23 protein-coding genes (1 of these 23 only partly in view) are annotated in these 20,332 nt (G+C 45.5%); 9 read left to right on the top strand and 14 right to left on the bottom strand.

Annotated elements, in window-relative coordinates:
- Positions 1-45: 45 nt before the first annotated feature.
- Positions 46-2,598, top strand: a complete 2,553-nt coding sequence (locus tag LFX17_RS18990) for a histidine kinase N-terminal 7TM domain-containing protein (protein ID WP_238748330.1) — start codon at positions 46-48, stop codon at positions 2,596-2,598.
- 11 nt (positions 2,599-2,609) lie between these two features.
- Here the strand turns inward: LFX17_RS18990 and LFX17_RS18985 are convergent, their stop codons facing one another.
- From LFX17_RS18985 to efp, 4 genes are read right to left on the bottom strand one after another with little or no spacing between them, the layout of a single operon-like run.
- Entirely contained in the window at positions 2,610-3,317 is a 708-nt protein-coding gene (locus tag LFX17_RS18985; protein WP_238731765.1) for an SDR family oxidoreductase, read from the bottom strand.
- 12 nt (positions 3,318-3,329) lie between these two features.
- Entirely contained in the window at positions 3,330-4,076 is a 747-nt protein-coding gene (mtnB, locus tag LFX17_RS18980) for a methylthioribulose 1-phosphate dehydratase (RefSeq protein ID WP_238731764.1), read from the bottom strand.
- Position 4,077: 1 nt separating this feature from the next.
- Positions 4,078-4,611 carry a 1,2-dihydroxy-3-keto-5-methylthiopentene dioxygenase gene (locus LFX17_RS18975; protein WP_238748321.1) on the bottom strand — a complete coding sequence of 178 codons (534 nt, stop codon included), beginning with the start codon at positions 4,609-4,611 and terminating at the stop codon, positions 4,078-4,080.
- An 18-nt stretch (positions 4,612-4,629) separates the two neighbouring features.
- Positions 4,630-5,196: an elongation factor P gene (gene efp, locus LFX17_RS18970; RefSeq protein WP_020772460.1), complete on the bottom strand. Its 567-nt coding sequence runs from the start codon at positions 5,194-5,196 to the stop codon at positions 4,630-4,632.
- A gap of 546 nt (positions 5,197-5,742) precedes the next feature.
- Here efp and LFX17_RS18965 point away from each other — a divergent pair.
- From LFX17_RS18965 to LFX17_RS18940, 6 genes are all read left to right on the top strand, one after another.
- A complete protein-coding gene (locus LFX17_RS18965) occupies positions 5,743-6,654 on the top strand; it encodes a phosphate ABC transporter substrate-binding protein (RefSeq protein ID WP_238748320.1) in 912 nt (303 codons plus the stop codon).
- A gap of 80 nt (positions 6,655-6,734) precedes the next feature.
- The gene (locus LFX17_RS18960) at positions 6,735-7,058 is read left to right on the top strand and encodes a hypothetical protein (protein ID WP_238731761.1); all 324 of its coding nucleotides are present in this window, start codon (positions 6,735-6,737) and stop codon (positions 7,056-7,058) included.
- A gap of 333 nt (positions 7,059-7,391) precedes the next feature.
- Positions 7,392-8,489 carry a KamA family radical SAM protein gene (locus tag LFX17_RS18955; protein WP_406600717.1) on the top strand — a complete coding sequence of 366 codons (1,098 nt, stop codon included), beginning with the start codon at positions 7,392-7,394 and terminating at the stop codon, positions 8,487-8,489.
- Positions 8,473-9,078, top strand: a complete 606-nt coding sequence (locus LFX17_RS18950; RefSeq protein ID WP_238748318.1) for a hypothetical protein — start codon at positions 8,473-8,475, stop codon at positions 9,076-9,078. The genes LFX17_RS18955 and LFX17_RS18950 overlap by 17 nt, the downstream gene beginning before the upstream one ends.
- Positions 9,079-9,132: 54 nt before the next feature.
- The gene (locus LFX17_RS18945) at positions 9,133-9,339 is read left to right on the top strand and encodes a hypothetical protein (protein WP_238731759.1); all 207 of its coding nucleotides are present in this window, start codon (positions 9,133-9,135) and stop codon (positions 9,337-9,339) included.
- 9 nt (positions 9,340-9,348) lie between these two features.
- Positions 9,349-10,104 carry a hypothetical protein gene (locus LFX17_RS18940; RefSeq protein WP_238731758.1) on the top strand — a complete coding sequence of 252 codons (756 nt, stop codon included), beginning with the start codon at positions 9,349-9,351 and terminating at the stop codon, positions 10,102-10,104.
- Positions 10,105-10,155: 51 nt separating this feature from the next.
- Here LFX17_RS18940 and LFX17_RS18935 read toward each other — a convergent pair whose 3' ends face one another.
- The 7 genes from LFX17_RS18935 to LFX17_RS18905 all read right to left on the bottom strand — a co-directional run bounded on the left by LFX17_RS18935 (position 10,156) and on the right by LFX17_RS18905 (position 16,604).
- Positions 10,156-11,187: an SAM-dependent methyltransferase gene (locus tag LFX17_RS18935; RefSeq protein WP_238748310.1), complete on the bottom strand. Its 1,032-nt coding sequence runs from the start codon at positions 11,185-11,187 to the stop codon at positions 10,156-10,158.
- Positions 11,188-11,322: 135 nt separating this feature from the next.
- Complete coding sequence (locus LFX17_RS18930) at positions 11,323-12,114, bottom strand: DUF1295 domain-containing protein (protein ID WP_238731756.1); 792 nt, start codon at positions 12,112-12,114, stop codon at positions 11,323-11,325.
- A gap of 26 nt (positions 12,115-12,140) precedes the next feature.
- Positions 12,141-12,659 (bottom strand): DUF2062 domain-containing protein, encoded by a 519-nt coding sequence (locus LFX17_RS18925; RefSeq protein WP_238748757.1) that lies wholly within the window; start codon positions 12,657-12,659, stop codon positions 12,141-12,143.
- Between the two features lie 41 nt (positions 12,660-12,700).
- Positions 12,701-14,005 (bottom strand): SAM-dependent methyltransferase, encoded by a 1,305-nt coding sequence (locus LFX17_RS18920; protein WP_238731755.1) that lies wholly within the window; start codon positions 14,003-14,005, stop codon positions 12,701-12,703.
- Positions 13,989-14,765 carry a DUF1365 domain-containing protein gene (locus LFX17_RS18915; protein WP_255717871.1) on the bottom strand — a complete coding sequence of 259 codons (777 nt, stop codon included), beginning with the start codon at positions 14,763-14,765 and terminating at the stop codon, positions 13,989-13,991. Before LFX17_RS18915 ends, LFX17_RS18920 begins: the two co-directional genes overlap by 17 nt.
- Positions 14,762-16,030: an NAD(P)/FAD-dependent oxidoreductase gene (locus LFX17_RS18910; protein WP_238731754.1), complete on the bottom strand. Its 1,269-nt coding sequence runs from the start codon at positions 16,028-16,030 to the stop codon at positions 14,762-14,764. Before LFX17_RS18910 ends, LFX17_RS18915 begins: the two co-directional genes overlap by 4 nt.
- A 115-nt stretch (positions 16,031-16,145) precedes the next feature.
- Positions 16,146-16,604, bottom strand: coding sequence for a YqaA family protein (locus LFX17_RS18905; protein WP_238748308.1), 459 nt, complete (start codon positions 16,602-16,604; stop codon positions 16,146-16,148).
- Between the two features lie 427 nt (positions 16,605-17,031).
- Here LFX17_RS18905 and LFX17_RS18900 point away from each other — a divergent pair, with 427 nt between their 5' ends.
- Together LFX17_RS18900 and LFX17_RS18895 are read left to right on the top strand one after the other, a co-directional pair.
- Positions 17,032-17,754, top strand: coding sequence for a hypothetical protein (locus LFX17_RS18900; protein ID WP_238748306.1), 723 nt, complete (start codon positions 17,032-17,034; stop codon positions 17,752-17,754).
- A 221-nt stretch (positions 17,755-17,975) separates the two neighbouring features.
- Positions 17,976-18,716 (top strand): hypothetical protein, encoded by a 741-nt coding sequence (locus tag LFX17_RS18895; protein WP_238748297.1) that lies wholly within the window; start codon positions 17,976-17,978, stop codon positions 18,714-18,716.
- Positions 18,717-18,810: 94 nt separating this feature from the next.
- Here the strand turns inward: LFX17_RS18895 and LFX17_RS18890 are convergent, their stop codons facing one another.
- The 3 genes from LFX17_RS18890 to speE form a co-directional block, all read right to left on the bottom strand.
- On the bottom strand, positions 18,811-19,260 hold the full coding sequence (locus LFX17_RS18890) for a hypothetical protein (RefSeq protein ID WP_238748295.1): 450 nt from the start codon (positions 19,258-19,260) through the stop codon (positions 18,811-18,813).
- A 128-nt stretch (positions 19,261-19,388) separates the two neighbouring features.
- Positions 19,389-20,207, bottom strand: coding sequence for an orotidine-5'-phosphate decarboxylase (gene pyrF / locus LFX17_RS18885; protein WP_238748293.1), 819 nt, complete (start codon positions 20,205-20,207; stop codon positions 19,389-19,391).
- A 21-nt stretch (positions 20,208-20,228) separates the two neighbouring features.
- On the bottom strand, positions 20,229-20,332 hold the 3' end of the coding sequence (gene speE, locus LFX17_RS18880) for a polyamine aminopropyltransferase (protein ID WP_238731748.1). It continues 739 nt past the right edge of the window; only the last 104 of its 843 coding nucleotides appear in the window; its start codon lies beyond the right edge, outside the window — the gene reads right to left on this strand; its stop codon occupies positions 20,229-20,231.

Below are 20,332 nucleotides of genomic sequence, written 5' to 3'. Positions count from 1 at the left end.
CGATCCGGAGAAGGTCGCACTTTGCCTGCCCGGAGCGAAACGCCAATGAATCTACCGCCTCTGCACGAAACCATGGACCTTTCCTGGTCCCCGTTTGCGTTCTATTCCGGTTTTTCGTTCCTTGTCTTCTCTTTCAATCTATACGTTACATACAAAAATCTTAAAGTACGGGGAAGCAAAGAATTCCTTTTCGTTCTATGCGGTTTCGCGCTCTATTCCTTAGGTAGTTTTTTCGAGATTCTTTCCCGAAACGAAAATTGGATCTTATTCTGGGACGATTTTCAGTTCATCGGAAACGACATCATCGTAATCGGCATTTCGTTTTTTATTCCAAGAATCACAGCCCTTACGTTCGTATATCGTTTCCCTTTGAGCCTGCTTCTAGTTCTATTTCCGATTTCCAACGAACTGCTTTTGTGGTCCGGTTATCATCCCGAATGGATCAGAACCAATGTTCGATTTCTTACGGATACTTCTTGGAAAGCGCTCACATACGACTATGGCCCTTGGATGAAGTTGTTTATCGTTTATTATCTAGGAGCTCAAACAGCCGTCATCGGAATTCTCATCTGGAAATTCTTAACCCTGACCGGATTTCGCCAAGCGCAGATGTCTCTCCTTTTGGTGGGAATTCTTTTTCCGTTTCTCGGAGGTCTGATGACAGTGGCCGGTGTATTCCCGTTCATCAATCCTCATATGGATGTGTTTCCGATCACCGGATGTGCGACTTCCCTCGTATGGGCTTACGGTCTTTTTTATTTCAAGATGATGGATCTGATTCCCGTCGCCAGGGACAAAGTTTTCAATCTGATTCAAGACGGAATTCTTATATTAGATAAAACGAATATCATTCTGGATTACAACGAGGCGGCGATCAATCTTTTTCTGGGACAATTGAACACCGCGGGGATCACCCTGAAGGAAGTGTATCCCGATTTGAACTATCTGATCGAGAAATACAAACGAAACGAAATCGATTCGATCCCGGATCTGAGGTTGTTCATCAAAGGAGAACTTCGGTACTACGAGGTTATTCTCAGGAATTTTTCAAACCGATCGGAACGAAGCGACTTCTGGATTCTCACCTTAAGGAATATCACGGAACGCAAGTTAGGCGAAGAACGCGCCATCGAGGAAAAGAACTTCCTGAATATGATTTTGGATTCGACCAGGGTTCTTTTCGTCGCCCTCGACCGCGAAGGAAGAATTCTTCGATTCAACAAAGCCTGTGAAAACGCGTTCGGCTATCGTTCCGACGAGGTCAAAGGCCACGCGTTCTGGGACATCTTCGTGGAACCTCATAAAAAGGAATCGATCAAGAAAGTGTATCTGAGAATGATCCGAGGAAAGTTTCTTCCGAAAACTCAGGAACAATGGATCGGTAAATTCAAAGAACGGAAAGTGATCCAATGGGAAAACCGTGAAATCAAGGACAAAAACGGAAGAACCAATTACATCATCACTGCGGGCGCGGATTTGACTGACGTTTACAATGCGGAAAACGAAATCGCAAATCTCAAAACTGCCAACGAGGAAATCACAAAAAAGAATCAGATGATCGAGGATCAAAAGAAAGAACTCGAACAAATCATCGACACTCTCACCAAAACGCAAGCGCAACTCGTTCAGGCGGCAAAACTTGCGGACCTAGGACAACTCGTTTCGGGAATCGCCCACGAAATCAACAACCCGTTAGGCGCCATTCTCGCTTCGAACCAAAACATACAACACTACACCAAATCCTTTCGGGAAAAATCGAAGAACTATTTCCGTCTTTTAAAAAAATTACCGGAACGGATACGAGATCAAATTTCCTCGTTAATCGACATCGCCGCAACCCACTCGGATCTTGTTTTAGGCCTGGAAAGAAGAAAAAGGGCAAAAGACGTCCGCACAAATCTCGAACGTCTGGGCATTCCGTCCCCTTCCAACGAACTCTGCGAGGTCGCGCTCGAATGCGGTCTTTACGGAAGAGAAGAGGAATATATCGAACTTCTCAAACATAAGGAAGCGATTCCGATTTTGGAATTGATCACGGATCTTTTGGGACCGGAAAGAAATTCTCAGACGATTCAAACCGCAGTCGAACGGTCCTCCAAAATTCTGTACGCGTTGAAAAGTTTGGCCCATTTTGAAAGCAAAAGCGTATTAGAAGAATCGAATTTACGGGAGAATGTGGAAATCGTTCTCGCTCTCTATCAAAACCTGTTCCGTCACGGAGTGGATCTTTCCGTGAACTTTGAGGAACTTCCGAAAATTCCGATCTACCGGGACGATCTGCTCCATCTTTGGACAAACCTCATCATGAACGCCGTCCAAGCGATGAATTATTCCGGCAAACTCAATATCAGCGGAAACAAAGAGAACGGCTTTGCAGTAGTTCAGGTGGAAGACTCGGGCCCGGGGATTCCGGATTCCCTTCGAGAGAAGATCTTCGATCCGTTCTTTACGACCAAACCTCCGGGAGAAGGAAGCGGACTCGGCCTGGATATTTGCCTGAAGATCGTCGAAAAACATAACGGAACGATTTCTTACGAATCAGAGCCCGGAAAGACGGTATTTACCGTAAAGCTCCCTTTAGTGCATACTAAAAACTGAATATTATAAAATTATAAAATCCCTTTGCGAGGCAATAAGCGGATTTCGTCCGGATAGACCGCATCGGGAAGAGTCGCGAGAGTCGCGAGCCATTTCCCGAAATCATCCACGGGGATCATGTCGTCCTGTTCGAACCCTTCCCTTCCCTTCCAGATATCCGTATAAACCGCACCGGGATAAACCGTAATGACCCGGATTCCCTGGGATTTTAATTCTTCCCGAAGCGCTTTTGCAAAACCCGCAATCGCGTGGCGGCTCGCACAATACGCCGTCGAGTTCGGAAAGCCCTGATAACCGGCGGTGGAAGAAAGATAACACAAAAAGGAACCGGCCCGCAACAGCGGCAGAATCTCCTTCGTGAGTAAAAAGAGAGAATTCAGATTGAGAACGAAATGTGCATTCCATTCTTCTAATGCGATTTGATCCACGGATTTAAAAAGTCCGCTTCCGAAGGTAAAATACACTCCGGACAAGGAATTCACCTGCGATTTCAGAGCGCCCACGAACTCGAGAACCTCGGACTGCCTGGAAAGATTGCACTGAAAATTCTTTCCGTATTCGAACGGACTTCCGCTTTCCGCGTTTTTCCACTCGGCGCCGGTTCTGGAAATCCCGATCGCGTCCCGCGAAAGTAAATTCAAGTTTTCTAATACGGACTTTCCGATGCCGGAACCGGCCCCGGCTACGAGAATGGGCTTGTGTTCTTTTTCGGAGGACAAAGGATCTTCCCCTTAAGAGAAAGTCGCGGGATAAACCGGAAATTCGGTGGAGAAGACTTCCTGACGATCCAGCTCCGATGCGTCGGTAGGCAGATTTTTCGTTTCTCCCGGATAAGAAAGATTTTTCCAAGAGACCATATATTTGAGAATAAAGTCCGTCGCTTCCAGATTCCGATTCGCCTGAATCGTATCCTTTCCCCAAACGGTGATACCGTGTTTTTCGATGATGCAGAACGGAACCTTAGGTCTGTAATCCTTGAGATACTTTTCCAAACAATCGGAGATATCCTGCACATTCGGAAAATTGTATATTACAGGAACGTAAACCTTTGGATTTTCTTCCCAGATTCCGTATGCCTTCAGGATTTCGATTGTGGGGAGTTCGAGTAAAGCAACGGGTTCGTTTTTGGAAGTGTTCGCGCGGATTAAATTCGATTCGAGAGTGTGAACATGAAGACCGCAGGAAACCCCGTCTAACGCACGATATACGGCGCGATGGATCGAAGTTTCGGCGCTCGGCTTTAATCCTTTGGTCGCCTTGGAATTTTTGGAATCCACCGGCTGCCCCGATTCCAAATCCACGTAGAGAAAATTGCGTTTGTTGAGAAGATTTTTGTCGAGTCCGCTCCCGCTGACCCAAAATCCGGATTCTTCCGGAACACGAACGGAAAGATTCCCGGCGGTTCCGGGCATCCATCCGTTTTTGTGATAGACGGCTCCCAATTCCGAGAGCCGCTCCAATTGTTTTTTAACGGACATATCAGTCCAGAGTATTCGTTTCTTCCACGTAGTTCGGAACCCAACCGCTCATATCCTGAAAGTAACGTACCGCTTTGATTCTTTTTTTATCGTCGAGATAAAACCAGTGGTTCGTGTTTCTTGGAACGGAGATGAAGTCGTCCTTATAAACGTGAACGAGAAACTTCTCGCCCTTTAAGGCGAAACCGAATACTCCCGATCCGTCCACGATGTATCGAACCTCTTCGTCCGTGTGATAATGAACCCGGTCGAATTTCGCGAGCATCTCGTTCAATCCGGAAACGTTCGGATGAAGCACGATCAAATCGCGGGATTGATAACCTTCTTTGGCTTTGAGAGTTTCAAAACGATCGTCCAGTTTTTTCAGAAGTTCCTCTTTTTCCGAATCGGCCAACACTTCCTTATCGGTAAGATTTGCCGCGTTAGGCGGAACCACCCAATGATCGTAGTCGATTCCTCTCTCTTTGAGAAAGGATTTCACTTCGTTCGTTTCCTGAATCGGCGCTTGTCCGTTTTGTCTTACTATCGTTGCCATAGATACCTCCGCAGATTGTTATTTGTTGACCCTTTCTACGTAAGTGAGATCGCGCAGGTCTATTTTTATAACGTCGCCCTGCTTTACGAATATCGGAACATTGATTTCTCCGCCGGTTTCGACGGTGACTCTTTTTTGAGCCGTACCGGAAGTGTCCCCTTTGAGACCTTCTTCCGCATAAGTAACTTGAAGGATGGAGAAGTTCGGAGGAATGACTCCGATCGGTTTGCCTTCGTAGAACGTAACTTCCATCGCGGTTTCTTCCTTTAAGAACGGAAGAATGTCCTCCACATATTCTTTAGACACCGGCATCTGTTCGAAGTCGTTGGAATCCATGAAGATGATGTCGTCGCCTTCGGTGTAGCAGATGGTCATGTTTCTTTTTTCCAACTCGACGCTTTCCAGTTTTTCCGCCGCCTTGAAGGTGCGTTCGATCGAGCTGTTTCTGGTGAGGTTCTTAAGTTTGGTTCTAATAAACGCAGAACCCTTTCCCGGGTTTACGAATTCGGTTTTGACTACCGAATAAAGATCCCCTTCCACTTTGAGAACCATACCTTTTTTTACTTCTGTGATGCCAAGAGTCATGGAATTTCCTAAGAATAATTTACCTCCTTCTATTTCTCGGGAAAAGGCCCCCCTGTCAAGAAAAAGAACCCAGAACTGCAAAGCAGTTCTGCTGAGTTCTTCAACGCAACCCATAGGGAGCGTTGTGGCCAAAGAGCCGCGGAGCGATCAGCGATTGGCTCTTTGCGAAGCTAAGATCTCAAAAGCTAAGAACCCAAAAACTAAAACCCGAAACTAAGATCTCAAAATCCAAAAGCGAAGAACTCGTCTCGAAACTCTAAAAGGGACGGTTGTCAAGCTAATCGCAAAATGTGGGAGCTCCCACAAATTACCAAAAATTCATCGATTTGCTTCTATTTCTTTTTGTAAGAGTTCCCACATCCTAGGGTTGTACGGTGCTCTCTAAGAGGCCACGATAATCCTTCTACTCAATGCCAAGAATGTCTTTCTCCGACCGATCAAAACGGCTGTATCAATTTGTAACAATTCACGCGCGAATTGTAATAGACTTTTTGGATGCGAACGGCATTCTCCCGGAGAATTCCATAGGAACGTAAAAACAGACGTATGAAATTAAGATCCACAATTCTATCCGCGGTCATCCTTGCCGCGGCATTTACAGGAAATTGCAAACCGAAAGAAACGATCACCGTCACCGGTTCGGAAACGATGCACATAATGTTGCAGATGATCGGATTGGAATATTCCCGAAAAAACTCCGGAGTCCAAGTCGTTGTTCACGGCGGAGGCTCGATCGAAGGAATCGAAAAGTTATTTCAAGGTAAAACGGACATCGCGGCGGCGAGCAGGCCTCTGACCGAAACCGAACTGAAGGAATTCGACTCCAAAGGAAAATTCGAATCTCTCGCAGTCGCTTACGACGGAATCGCAATCATCGTTCATCCATCCAATCCGGTTCGCAAGATCAGCCTGGAAAACGCTTCTAAAATATTCGCCGGAGAAATCTCCGATTGGTCCAAGGTCGGAGGAAAACCCGGAAAGATCGACGTGGTGATCCGAAACGACAAATCGGGAACCGCGGCTTACTTTGAAACGCACGTCTTGAAACAAAAGGATTTAGGAATCAAGAACTTTGAAGTGAGAAAGAACGTAGGGTACGTGAAAACTGCCAAGGTGGTTGCGGACAACGACGCAATGGCGGCCGCGATCGACGGAAACCAAAACTCGATCGGGTTCATGGGAATGGGAAGCGCCGTTTTCGAGAACAAAGGACGCGTTCGTGCTCTGGAATATTCCTTGAGCGGAAAGGAACCGTTCGTCGTTCCGAGCATCGAAAACGTATATAACAGAAAATACGAACTCTCCCGAGGATTGTATCTCTTTTATCTTTCCGATCACGGACAAAAGATCGACGACTTCATCACGTATGTAACGAGCGAAGACGGACAAAAGACGATTCTCAAAAGCGGTTATTTGAGAGGAACCCTTCCTACAGTGGAAGTGGAAGTCAAAAAATAGGATAAAAAACGAAAGGATCTCGGGATTTTTTTCGCAGAAAACGATTGATTTTCGACATTCTCGGGATCTAATACAACGTTATGGGCCGTGCTATACTCGGAGTCGTCGCGTTGCTTGTCGCAGGATGTTTCCTCGCGGATAGTTTTGCGGAAAGCCGATTGGAATCCTACAAACCGGTCGTTCGAGTCAAGGCTCAATCCAGAACCATTCAGCAGGTTTCCAATCCCTTCACCAAAAATCTCTCTTCGGGAGACGACGATAAAGGGCTTGTCGATTTCTTCAGAATCGATTCTTTCTCGGGCAAATTCTTACCTTCTCATTCTATCCTGAAAATCGAAATCATATCCGGTAGAGGTTCTCTTTCCTTTCGTTACCTTTCTCTACCTCCTCCGACGGCTGTTTAAGGACACATTCAATTCTGTATCGAGGGAGTAAGTCTCCCCGTTCAAGGATGGACGTTCTTTGGGCAAAAAGAATTCCATCCTCGAATGTAAACAGAATCTCCCTTCGGATTCTTCTCATTCTTGTCCTGAATCTCCTAAAAAAGTGAGAATTTCCCAATCGGAGATGCAATAGAAAACGATTGCCGGAAGAGGTTTCGAAAGTCCTACTTCCGGTTTTTTTTTAGAAAGAAGCGATTTCACTTCTTGGTTGACGCAAGGAGTTCTCGTCGGAGGATTTCAGTAGAACCGTTTCTCGGGGTTAAACCGCTGTCTAATTCTTCATTCACAAATCTCGTGCCTCGTTCCTCCGACTGGGAGACAACTTCTCCTCAATGGCTGAATTGGAAGTGGCAGATTCAAAATCGTATCAAAACACAAAGCGAGTTGTCCGAACATCTCGAGTTGACGCCGACGGAAAAACTTTCCTTTGACGCTTGTTCCGAGTTCTTCGAATTTTCGGTTACGCCGTATTACTTACGTCTCGCGGATCAAAAAGATCCCCATTGTCCGATCCGTTTGCAAATCGTTCCTCGCAAAGAAGAATTGATCCGAAACGGTTTTGAAAGGCAGGACCCTCTCGCCGAAGAAGCGCACATGCCCGTCAAGGGCGTTACCCACCGTTATCCCGATCGCGCCCTTTGGTATTTATCGCACGTATGCGCCGTGTATTGCAGATTCTGCACGCGCAAACGAAAGGTCAGCAAATCCATTCACACTCCGGGCAAAGAAGAATGGGATCAGGCTCTCGCTTACTTTCGATCGCATCCTGAAATTAAGGAAGTGATCTTATCCGGAGGAGATCCGCTCAATCTTTCGGACGAGAAATTGGATTATCTTTTAGGCGAACTCAAATCCATTTCGCATATCAATCAGGTTCGGATTCATTCCCGATATCCCGTAACTCTTCCGATGCGAATCGATGCTTCGTTATGCGCCGTATTGAAAAAACATTTTCCGATCTATCTCGTAACGCACTTCAATCATCCGAAAGAAATCACACCTTTGGTAAAGGAAAGAATCGCGCTTCTCATCCAGCAAGGAAACGTGATGGTTTTGAACCAGGGAGTTCTGCTCAAAGGGATCAACGATTCCGCGGAAACTTTAAAAGATTTGTTCTACGGATTGACCGCGATCGGGATCAAACCCTATTACCTCCATCAGTGCGACGAGGTTTGGGGAAGCGGCGGATTCCGGGTCGAGATCTCCAAAGGAGTCGAAATCATGAAGCAGATTCGGGGAAAAATTTCGGGCCTTTCCGTTCCTCTTTACGTGGTCGATTTGACCGGAGGCGGAGGCAAGGTTCCGCTTCCGACCGATTATCTCGCGGAAAAGACGGATCATTCGTACGTATTCCGAAACTATCAGGACGAACTCTATGAAATCAGTTATTAAGCGAAGTGCGTTTTTCGAGGGAAAATTCCGCCTCCGAGAGGTCTCCGAAACGTGGATCGGTTTGTTTCTCGCACTTGTGTTTGTCGTCGTCTTTGCGGTTACGTTGCAGTGCAAAACACAGGAAAGCAAGGGAACCGCTTCCGCTGCGGAAACTCCACGCTATCTGAGACTCAACTACGACGTCGTTTACGATACGTCCGAAGGGGTTACCCTCTACGAATCGGGCAGGTTGTTCGCAAGAGGACTATTTTACGACTTTTCGATCCATTCGTCGGCGCACAAATTCGATCGAATCCGAGCTTCTTCCTATACCGAAGACAATCAGATCGATTTCAAACATATTCTGACGGCCGACGAACTCGGTTCGCTGAAGAATAAACAATATCAATATTTTTCCATGCCCAACGACTCAAGGGCCAGCGTTTTAACGGGAATTCATAACGGGAAATATTACATCCGCTGGGAATGGCAGAAGGAATCCTTTATTTTCGTCTTTGAAACTCTGTCCAAAAACGATTCGGGGGAATCTCCGGCCGTCCTTGGAAAAGAATTTCATGAAAATATCCGCAAAGGTCTCAGAATTTTTTAGTCTTCTTGACCGATTCGGTACAGGTCCGTATCCTATCCTTTGCAAGGATCTGGTATGTGGTTGAAGCTGGGAGATTCTGAAATCATCAACCTGGATTATATATCCACGATCAAAAAGAACCCCTCTTCCAACTCGATCGAGATTATCTACAACGATCTCAACCATATCAAATCCTTACCGTTTCGAAATCCGGAAGAAAGAGACCGGGCGTACGATGCGATTCTCGAGAACTTATCACGTATGAAATTATTTTTTGAATAGAGAGGGAAGATGGAGTCGATCAAACAAAATCTGCAAACCGTATTTTCCCTAAAACCGTTCGAGGTCCTTTTTTACGGATCCAGACAAAGGGGAGATTTCAAAGATTCGTCCGACTATAATTTTTTTCTTTTGGCCGATCCGAGCGATCAACTCAAAAGCACGTTTTTGAGAGAGATCAACGCGATTCTAAGTCCATTGGAAGAGATCGCACCGGTGCATCTCGTCACGGCGGACACGGATTCATTTCTTGCAAGACTCAGAGTATTCGAACCTTCGGCGGTTCACATCTGTGAACTCGGCGAACCTTTCTACGGCAAAGAATCCTTTCCTTCCTTAATGGGAGAATGGACGAAACTTAAGAATCAACCCGTCGACTCGGTGGCCGCCGGTAAACATCTCAGAAAACGATATCGTTTTTATAAAAGTATTTCTCCCCGCAGCACGAAAGAAGAGATCATGAGAATGGAAAGACTCGTGGCTCTGTATCTTCAGAATTGGATGTTCCGCGAGATCGAAGATTTGAGTTGGATCGAAGTGGTTCACGCCGATATCCCGACGAGATTGATCTCGATGGTGCGCGAACTCTACCGCAAGGAAGCGAACGAAAACACTTTGGAAATCCTCGGACTCTATGAGGAAATCCTAAAGTTGAAGACGGAGATTCGAAATCATCAGAATCCTTTTTCCGCCGAAAAGTTCCAGACCCTCAAGGACACGATTCGTTTCGAAGAAAAGGAAATCAAGATTCTCAAACTGAATTACTAAAAATCCGACCGTTCGTCCGCCGATCCTTTCGCGACGGACGCAAGATTTCGTCTAACGTTTCGAGAACAGATAATGGGAAACGATCCATTCTTCCCCGTTTCCGTATTTCCAAAGTTCGGCACAGGCCATAAAGAACACTTTCCAATAAACGAACCACTTTAAGGCCTGATTCTTACCGTACGTTTCGGAAAAGATTTCCAAAATTTCATCGCGGTTTCGAACCATTCCCTTCAGCCACTCTTCGGAAGTGAGCGCGTAGTGTTTTCCGTTGACGACCCATTGATTCCGAATTTGAAAATCTTTTTGAAAGTATAAAAACAGATCGTGCGAAGGCATCTGACCGCCGGTAAAGAAATATTTGGACATCCAGTCAGTATCGTCCACGACTTCGAACGCATACGCGTATTTGTGATGCGTAAAAATATGGACGAAGAAGTAACCCTTCGGCTTGAGAAAGGACGCAAACTTCTCGAAAAGCTTTTCGTAATTCTTCATGTGTTCCAGCATTTCCACGGAAACAAGACGATCGAACTTTTTCGAAATACGAAACTCGTTCATGTCGGCGGTAAGGATCGTTAGGTTTTTCAGACCGCGTTTCTTTGCCTGTTCGTCTATGTATTTCTTCTGGCTTTTGGAATTGGAAACGCCGGTAATCGAGGATTTCGGAAAGTTTTCCGCAAGATACAAGGATAAAGAACCCCAACCGCAACCGAGATCCAATACGCTCATACCGTTTTCGATCTTGGCTCGTTGACAGGTGATCTCGAGCATTCTTCGTTCGGATTCATCGAAAGAGACGTTCGGGGTTTCCCAATAACCCGAACTGTATTTCATGTGTTTTCCCATTACGAGCTTAAAAAAATCGGCAGGAACCTCGTAGTGTTGTTCGTTTGCCGCGGAAGTATGAACGGCGATCGGAGATTTTTTGAGCGTTTCCACATAGGAAATCAATCGTCTCTGATCGGCTTCAAGAGAACCCTGATTTTCCTGCTCGAGTCTTTGTTTCAAAAGTCGACGAATCTGAAAACGGATCAGCCAATGGGGAAAAACATCCTTTTCCATCAGATCATACATCCACTTCATTGCGAGGTTCCATCCTATTTAAAATATTCAATTTTTCTAATTTTCCTTCACTCTCATCCGTCCGTTCCGATCCGATTTATCGAAATAAGAATCGGACAAAAAAAGACGGAACACAAGACAATCGTTTCGACTAGATCAATCCTTCGGGAACCAGGGGAAGAATGCGTTCGTCTTCCGCATGTATTCCCGATAAAGATCGCCTTTGGATTTCAACTGACCGACCTCGTTCAATGGAACGCCCGTGACTTTGGTCAAAAGAATAAACATGACGACCGGAGAAATCAAACCGATCCACCCGAACGGAGAACCGAGCGCGAACAAACCGAAAGCGACCCAGATCAGCCACTCAAAGAAATAATTCGGATGACGGGAATATTTCCAGAGTCCGACATCGCAGACTTTTCCTTGGTTGCTCGGATTTTTTTTAAATTCGTTCAACTGAAAATCCGCCCACGATTCTCCGATCACCGCTAAAACAAAAAGCACAAGTCCCGCGAGTTCGAAATCGCTCTGATTCGGATTATCGTTTAAATTCGGGAACACGAACGGAATACTCAACAACACCGCGAGAATTCCCTGAAACTGAAAGATATTGGTAAAAAACTTGCGATCGACTTGATCGCCGTAATCCGCGCGAAAGGCCGTGTAACGAGCGTCTTCGTGACCTTTAAAAACGCGCGTGACCAGGATAAAAAGAGAAAGTCTCCAACCCCAAAACGCGACAATCGAAGTGATCTGCGCGGTGCGGAGCGGAAATCCGTCGCCTAACCAATAATAAACGATCGCAGCGGTCGATATACAAAGTCCCCAGCCCACGTCGACGATCGCATAATTCTTCGCTTTTTTACCGATCCACCAAAGAAGCGACATCAAAACGGCGACCGCACCCCACGCGCTTAACATCAAAGTAAGAATTTGTAATATCATTTTAATACGACATCCTTTAGAAAACGTTATCGATCTTTTTTGGATTGAAACAATTTGCTCGCCTTCTTCATAAAAGGCAAAAGCAGAAAATATAGAAGCAGTGAAATTCCCGGAACCCAGATCAACCAACCCAATACGGCAAACCCCGCTACGTCGAAGATTCCTTTTGCGATTGCGGAAACGTTATCCACGGAGATGGTTTCCGCCCAATCCAGGTTGAGAGCAGTTCCCGTAGCGGCCGATCCCGTTTTTAAAAAAGGAAAGATCAAAAGAATCTGCAGAGGATACACGAGATAATTGGCGAGCTGGATCGAAACCGGATTCAAACGAAGCAGAACGCCCGCGATCCCGCACAAAGTCATCGTCGTTCCTATCAGAGGAAAGACGCCGATCCCCGCACCGACGACGATGCTCAAGGAAATCTTTTCGGGTGTGATTCCCGATTTCAGCTCCCTCCTGATGATGTCCATCACGTTCTTTGGGGAAAAATGTTTGAGAAAATGGAAAAACGATTTCCGTTTCGTTCCAGTGTGATCCGCATTCATCGAGGTCGTTTCTTTTTCCACAGAGTGTTTCCGATCCGATTTTAAGAGCGCAGACTCAAGTTGTTCGGTCTTGTATAAACGACTTGAACGACGCTGATATTTCTCATCGAAAAGGCGGCCGCGCAATAAGAAAAGTAATATCTCCATTTGCGGATAAAGGATTCGTCAAAACCCATATCGCGGATCAGAGCGATATTGGAATCGAACCCTTTCAACCAAGTCATCAGAGTATGATCGTATTTGATTCCGATGTCCTCCAAAGAATGCAGATGAAAGTCGCTCGTTCGATTGATCGCTTGGTTGATTCTCGCGATCGAAGGTAAAAGAGAACCCGGAAAGATATGTTTCTGAATGAAATCCACTCCTTTGCGGAATGATTGATAGCGCGAATCGGGAGAAGTGATGATCTGATGCGCCATGATTCCGTCCTTCTTCAAAACACGATTGCACATCGCAAAGAAGTCCTCGAAATATTCGTGTCCCACGGCCTCCAACATCTCGACCGTTACAAGTTTATCATACTGTCCTTCCACTTTGCGGTAATCCGCAAGACGAACCTCGATACGATCCGATAGATGTTCTTTTCGGATTTTTTCGTTCGCGTAACGATATTGTTCCTCCGAAATCGTATACGTCGTCACCTTACAACCGTAGTGTTTCGCGGCATAGGTCGACAACCCGGCCCATCCCGTTCCGATTTCCAAAAGATGATCGGATTCTTGCAATCTAAGTTTCTTACAAAGAATCTCAAGCTTTGTGAGTTGCGCCTTTTCCAAAGATTCTTCCATCGATTTAAAATAAGCGCAGGAATACGTCATCGTAGGATCGAGAAACTTATTATAAAAATCGTTTCCAAGATCGTAATGTTCCACGATATTCTTTTTACTTCCCGAGACGGAGTTTCTTCGAAAGAGATGCAGAAGTCTGCTTCCTAGATTCGTCCAACTCAAATGCGCAAAACGATTCTTACTTCCGCTCACGGAGGGGGAATCTTCCAAATTGTACAGAAACCAAGATATGATCGCTCGTATATCGTCCGTGTCCCAATCTCCGTCCATATACGATTCGGAAAAACCGAGGTCTCCGTTTAACACCGTCTTTTTAAAAAAAACCGGATTGTGAATGTGAATGATCCCTTTGTGAAATTCGGCCGGATCGTCGCTTTCCGGATTGCCTAAATACGCTTTTTCACCGTTCGGAAGAATCAATCGGATCGAACCCTTTCGCATTTTGGAAAGCGCTTTGAAAAACACGCTCCTATAAAATTTAAAAGAATTCGATTCGGAGGAAGGGATTTCGATTCCCGAATCTGGAAACTTGATTTCGGATTCAGTGGTTCTTTCCAATGTGAACTCCTTTTTGCAAATTGATATTTTCATTTTTTTGAATATAAGGGAGGCCTTTCAGAAATAACCGGAAGGCCTGCCAATGAATTAAAACGATTACTTGAACCGTAACCAGCGGATAGCGGAAGAATAGGAAAATCAGATTCCGATCGTTAAACTCCAGCTTCTTTCCGACATAGGTGGTCACCATCACGGTCTGCCCTTCTTCCAAGGCGTCGATCCGAATGTTCAAACCTTCGTCCGTCGGTTTCAGAACGAATTCGAATTCGGATTTTAATCCGACAAAGGGAGAAACATAAAAGAACTTTCCGGTTTTCATCCGAAAAGCGCCGTCCTTCCAAGTTTCCTTTCCGAGCAGGAACGGTTTCTGTTCCCCGAACGTATTCCCCACTTCCGCGACCGCACAAACCGGAGAATCCTCCGGTCCGTAAAAAAAATAAAACGACACCGGATTGAAGACGTATCCCATTACTCTTAGATTGGTAACCAAAATCACTTTAGCGATCGGGTCCGTGATTCCATTCGATTGCAAATATTCTAATATATTTTCTTTGACGTTCCTCTTTCCGAAATCGAGATGGTCCGCCTTTGAAAAACGGAACAAAGCACGTTTTTCAAAACCGAAACACCGAAACTTCGAATCCAATTCCTCGAGTTCGTCAAGATCAAGCGCAAACGTAAATATACCGTATCGGAAACGATTCCGTTTCGGGAATCGCCGATCGTGCATCACGTTTGCCTGAAAGACGCAGGAATTCAATCCCAAACTCTCCGATTTAAAAGAGTTTCGCTTAACATTCTCGCCGACCAAAGTCCGTCTTCGTGAAATCCGTTTCGGAAATAACTTCCGCAAAAGAAAATATTTCCTTTTCGGTTGAGTTCGGGCAGACGCGCTTGTGCCCGAAAAGAACCGACATTGAAGAGAGGATGATGATATTCAATTTCTTGAATGACCTTTTTAGGATCGACGGTTCCCGGATCGTTGATGGATACGAAATAATCCCTTTTGTCGCTAACTCCCTGCAGACAATTCATCCAATAAACGGTGAACGCTTTCATTCTTCCTTCCACGTTTTGCATGCGATAATTCCAAGAAGACCAAGCGAGTTTCTTTTTCGGCATAAAACTTCGGTCCGTGTGCAGGGTCGCGATATTCCTCTGGTATTCGAATTCTTTGAGGAGTTCTTTTTGCAAAGAAGAAGGTTTTTTCAGCAGCTTTAACGAAGTGTCGGCGTGCGTCGCAAGAATCGCCTTATCAAAAAGATTGGATTGACCGTTATTCAGTGTTATGCGAACTTTCTTGCCCTCAGATTCGACGGAACGAACCGCCGTCTTCGTGTAAATCCGATCCAGAAACGGCGCTGTCAGACGTTTAACGTATTCCTTCGATCCACCGTGAACCGTATACCATTGATGCTGCGTATTTAAACCCATAAATCCGTGGTTGAGAAAAAAACGAACCAGCGCGTATGCGGGAAACCGAGCCATTCGATCATCCGGTGTAGACCAAACCGCGGAGCTCATCGGAACAAGATAATATTCGAGGAGATCCCGATGATACCCTGCTGCTTCTATATATTCGTCCAAAGTGTAATGTAGATATTTTGAATCTTCTAAAATTCGAGGCGCTTCGTTGTTAAAGCGGTTTATATTGTACAAAAGCCGCAGGAATCTCGGATTCAAAAAGTTTCTTTTCTGCGCAAAAAGACCTCCGATTCCTGAACCGCAAAACTCAAGTCCTTTTGCGACGTGTTGAACACTGAAAGACATCGAAGTCTTTTTCGTGGGAACGTGCAGCTCCTCGAAAAGACGTTTCAAATTCGGATAGGTCACGTGATTGAACACGATAAATCCGGTGTCGATCGGAATCGTCTTACCGTCCTCATCGACGTCTACGGTATTGGTATGACCTCCGATATACGAATCCTTTTCATAGATTGTAAGCTCGAAATCCTTTTGTAAAAAATGAGCGCAGCCCATTCCTGATATTCCCGTTCCAACGATCGCAAGGGACTCTTTTTTCATTTCGGTATTATAGACAGTGGGAATACGATCGGATGTGAAAAAAAGTTATTGAATCTTAAGAATTCGTTCGCTTGTAAGTTCGAAACATACAAGGCTCATCGAATGGAAAATATTTCTAAGATTTAAAAAAGAAATAGGCGAGAAGAATATAGCGAACGATCCGCAGAGTGAACACTACACTCACAAACAAAATCAATCTTTGTTTAAAGAAGCCGGACAGAATGGTGATTGGATCGCCGATCACAGGCAGAAACGACAAGAATAGAATCGGCCATCCCGTCTTTTGCATTCTTTCGAAAAGCTTATGAAAGATAGGAGAAGAATCGAGCTTCTTGTGAACGAACGTTTCAGATCCGTAGCCGAGTCCGTAATTCAACAGACAGGCCGCACAATTTCCGAACGAGGCCCAAATCACCGCTTCGAGCGGCGGAAGTCCGGATACGATCGCGAGTGCGAGCGCCGCTTCGGAGCTGAACGGGAAGATGGTCGCGGCGGCAAAGGAAACAACTGCGAGGCCGGGACCGCCATAAAGCGGAATGAGTTTAGAAAGGCTTTCCCAAAGTGCAAATTCCAATTCGATCCCCGATCTTCAACTTTTGAAATCGGTTTCCAGAGTTTTCGAAATCGAAATTTCCGTCGTTGATTTTTTAACCATTTCCATCGAGGCGGAATCACAGGTGGGCGTTTTTTCAGTTTGATTGGAATCTTACTCTTTCCTCGCGGGTCTTACCGGCATTCAAGCCAATGTAGATAAATGCGATTCTATCCGATTCAGCGTCAGATGCAGACTTTTTTTTCAGGAGCAAGGCAAAAAACGATCGGATGGTCTCGAAACGATTTTGATACGATTCCGCATAACGTATAAAACTCATTACGATCATGTAGATTTCTAGTCCGGATATTTCGACATTTTATCATCCGATAGAATCGTTTTTTCGGGAACGGGAAAGGTTCAGAACTTCTTGCGGTCCTAGAGGCACTGTTAAAGAGGTCATCTATCAATGAAAAAAGAATATTCCATTTTACTAATTGGGCTTGCTTGCACGATGTTTACCGGTTCTTCCCTTTTCGCACAAGGGGATTCTAAACCGGACGCTCAATTTTCGCCGTGGTCGCTGAAGGCCGGAGGCGGTCTCGGAGGTGTGGGCGAAACCGAATACAGGGAAAACAAGGGTAAAACAAACAACTACCGCATCTCGGCGGAGTACAATCCGAGATATTTCGGTTTTGAGTTCGGCATAACACACAAGATTTTTTCCTTAAGCGCCCCTCCCCGAACGAACCATGTTCTTCCTTACGCGTTGTTTCAATCCGCAGGACAGAACAATTCCGTTTTGAACGGAGCGATCTTTAGCGGTTCCCTGCACAGCGACCCTCTTCGGGAAAGAAATAACTTCAACCTAACGTTTCTAGACATCGGACCGACGTTTCATATGAGACCTGGTAAAACCTTCGATCCGTATTTTTCGATCGGAGCCGGAACCACCGGTTTCGATCGATTCGCTTCCTATCGCGGATTTGCCCGTTTGGGTTTTAAACTCAACTTCGACCGGTTTTTCATTTTTACGGAAGCGGAAGCGTCGGCCATCAACCGCTACTACAACCGAGACCTAAGATTGCATTACAACGATTATTCGGGGATGATCGGGGTCGGTTTTCATTTCGGCGGCGGGGACGAAACTCCAAAAAAAGAAGAAACCGTTTCCAATCGATCTTCGTTTTAGCAATTTGTTTAAACCGAAATTATAATTTTAGCATAAGCCGCCGATGTGCGGCTTTCTGTTTTTGTTGGCGAGATCACGCGTGTTTCGGCCGATGACATTATATCTACTCGCTCCTAACTTATCATCTGCAACTGACTCGCCCCAAAAAACAAGTTTTTGATTGAAACTTTTTTTGAAACCCTTTCGGTCCTAGCGGCATCAATCAACAAAGTGAGTACTCTATGAAAAGAAAATATTCAATTTTACTAATGTTTCTGGCTTGCGCCTTGTTTCCCGGCGCGGTCGTTTTTGCCGAAGGGGAGACGGAGTCGAATTCGCAATATGCTCCTTGGAGTTTAAAAGCGGGCGGAGGTATAGGAGAAGCACACGAAACACGATACGATGAAAATAGGGGTCAAACGAACAACTATCGAGTTTCGGCGGAATACAATCCTAGATTTTTCGGATTCGAGTTCGGACTTACTCACAAAATCTTTTCCCTAAACATACCGGATCGTTGGGAGGATTCGTTCCCTATTCTGCTTCTTCAGGCGGGATATAACATCAACAGTAATTTGCGGGACATCTCCAATCAGATTTTTTTCAACGGCGCGTTGCACGACAATCGGTTTCAGGAAAGAAATAATTTTTCCATGACCTTTTTGGATATCGGACCCACCTTCCACATGAGACCGGGTAAAACGTTCGATCCGTATCTTTCGATCGGCGCCGGAACCACCGGATTCGACAAATTTTCTTCGTATCGAGGGTTTGCCCGTTTGGGTTTTAAACTCAATCTTGATCGATTCTTCCTTTTTACGGAAGCCGAAGCTTCCGCAATCAGCCGCTATTACAGTCGCGAACTGAAAATCAATTACAACGATTATTCCGGTATGATCGGACTCGGCTTCCATTTCGGCGGAGAAGAAACAAACGAACCTCCCAAAAAAGAGGAATCGACCGCGAGTTTGTCTTCGTTTTAAAAAGTTATCTTCAAATGGATCGAAAGGGATCGTGATCGCATACGATTTCTTTCGAACGAGTTCTTCGACGGTTGTATCGGGTAAACACGATCGATTATTCCAATTGAGGGTCCGGGATCTCGATCGTATGAACGCAACGTTTGTAACGTTTCGGAATCCGATACGCTTGGACATACGGCTGACAATAAAGCCCGGAGCTGGAAGATCGTTCGACGAGTCGATATTCCATAGAACCGGAAAAGATTCTTCCGAATTCTTTCTCCGAGATTTCGATCTTAACGGTTGTAGAACCCATCGATTCTTTTTCGATTCCTATAATTCGAATCTTGTCCTTGTTTAAATTTACGGTAAGAATTTCGATATTCTTCGCTTTGCAAAACAGATGCAGGTTCAATACAAGATTCCCGCGATCCACCGAAGGACAACTTGGATTCTCCCTTGCATCGTCCGCAACGAGAGTTCGATTCGGATAAAAAAGGACGAACCAAAAAGCGAACGATAAAACAAAAAGAATCGATCGTCCTCGAATAGAAGAAGTTCTCATAGTGCCGACCTCGCCGCAGGATTCAACGTATCGTATCATCGATCGAATGAAATCCAACTCTTTGCCGCTGGAATTTTAAATTTTTCGAATGCGATTGAAACCCCGATTTTGAAAAGAAGGTTTCGGAATTAAAAAAGATTGGGGAGCTGAGACTGCATCATCTTGTGAATCTTCTCCGCTTCCTGACCCGCTCGCGTCGCGAAGTCAAGTCCGTTCGACGCGAAGTGAATCCCTCTGGATGAATTGATCAGGGAATAACGGCCGCAAACGGGTAATAAATCTTCGAGTTTGGCTCCTTGCGCCCCGAAACCCGGAATCAAAAAAACTCGGTCCGGGTTTTGTCTGCGAAGATTTCCAAGTTCGGTCGGATTGGTCGCGCCTACGACAAAACCCAAGTTCAAAGGAGAAATCGAACTCGCTACGTATGCGACTTCCTCATACAAAGTACGTCCGGTTTCGGAGAATCGTTTTTTCTGAAACTGATCGGCGTCCGGATTGGAAGTCAGACACAACCAGAATACAAGATGATCCTGATATTCTAAAAAAGGACGAAGAGAATCGAGGCCCATATAGGGCGACAAAGTTAAACTATCCACCTGCAGATCACCGAAGTAATAACGCGCGTATTGTCTCGCGGTATTATCGAGGTCTCCTCGTTTGATGTCGGCTACGATCGGGATATGCGGATAATTGCTTTTGAGATGTCCGATCACTTTCTCGAACTGACGGATGCCCGAAGAACCGAAGACTTCGAAGAACGCAATATTCGGTTTATACGCGACCGCATACGGGGCCGTCGCGTCGATGATCTCCCTGCAAAAATGCACGAGAGGTTCGGGACTTCGTTTAATAATTTCGGGGAGTTTGCAGTAGTCTGGATCGAGTCCGACACAGAGAAGCGATTGGAGAGATCGGCTCCGGGTCAGGAATTTGCTTTGGAAATTCATATTCCCTCCCCGGTAAGACGTTTATTTACGAACGATATGTTTCTGCGCGAACTGAGGAAGCACGAATGCAGCCTTGTGCAGTTCCGCGGAATAATACTTCAATCCCTGCGGAACTCTCTTAGGAT

The organism is Leptospira sanjuanensis, from assembly GCF_022267375.1.
In the GTDB taxonomy this organism is placed as follows: Bacteria; Spirochaetota; Leptospiria; order Leptospirales; family Leptospiraceae; genus Leptospira; species Leptospira sanjuanensis.
This window is presented reverse-complemented; position numbering and strand designations above follow the sequence as displayed.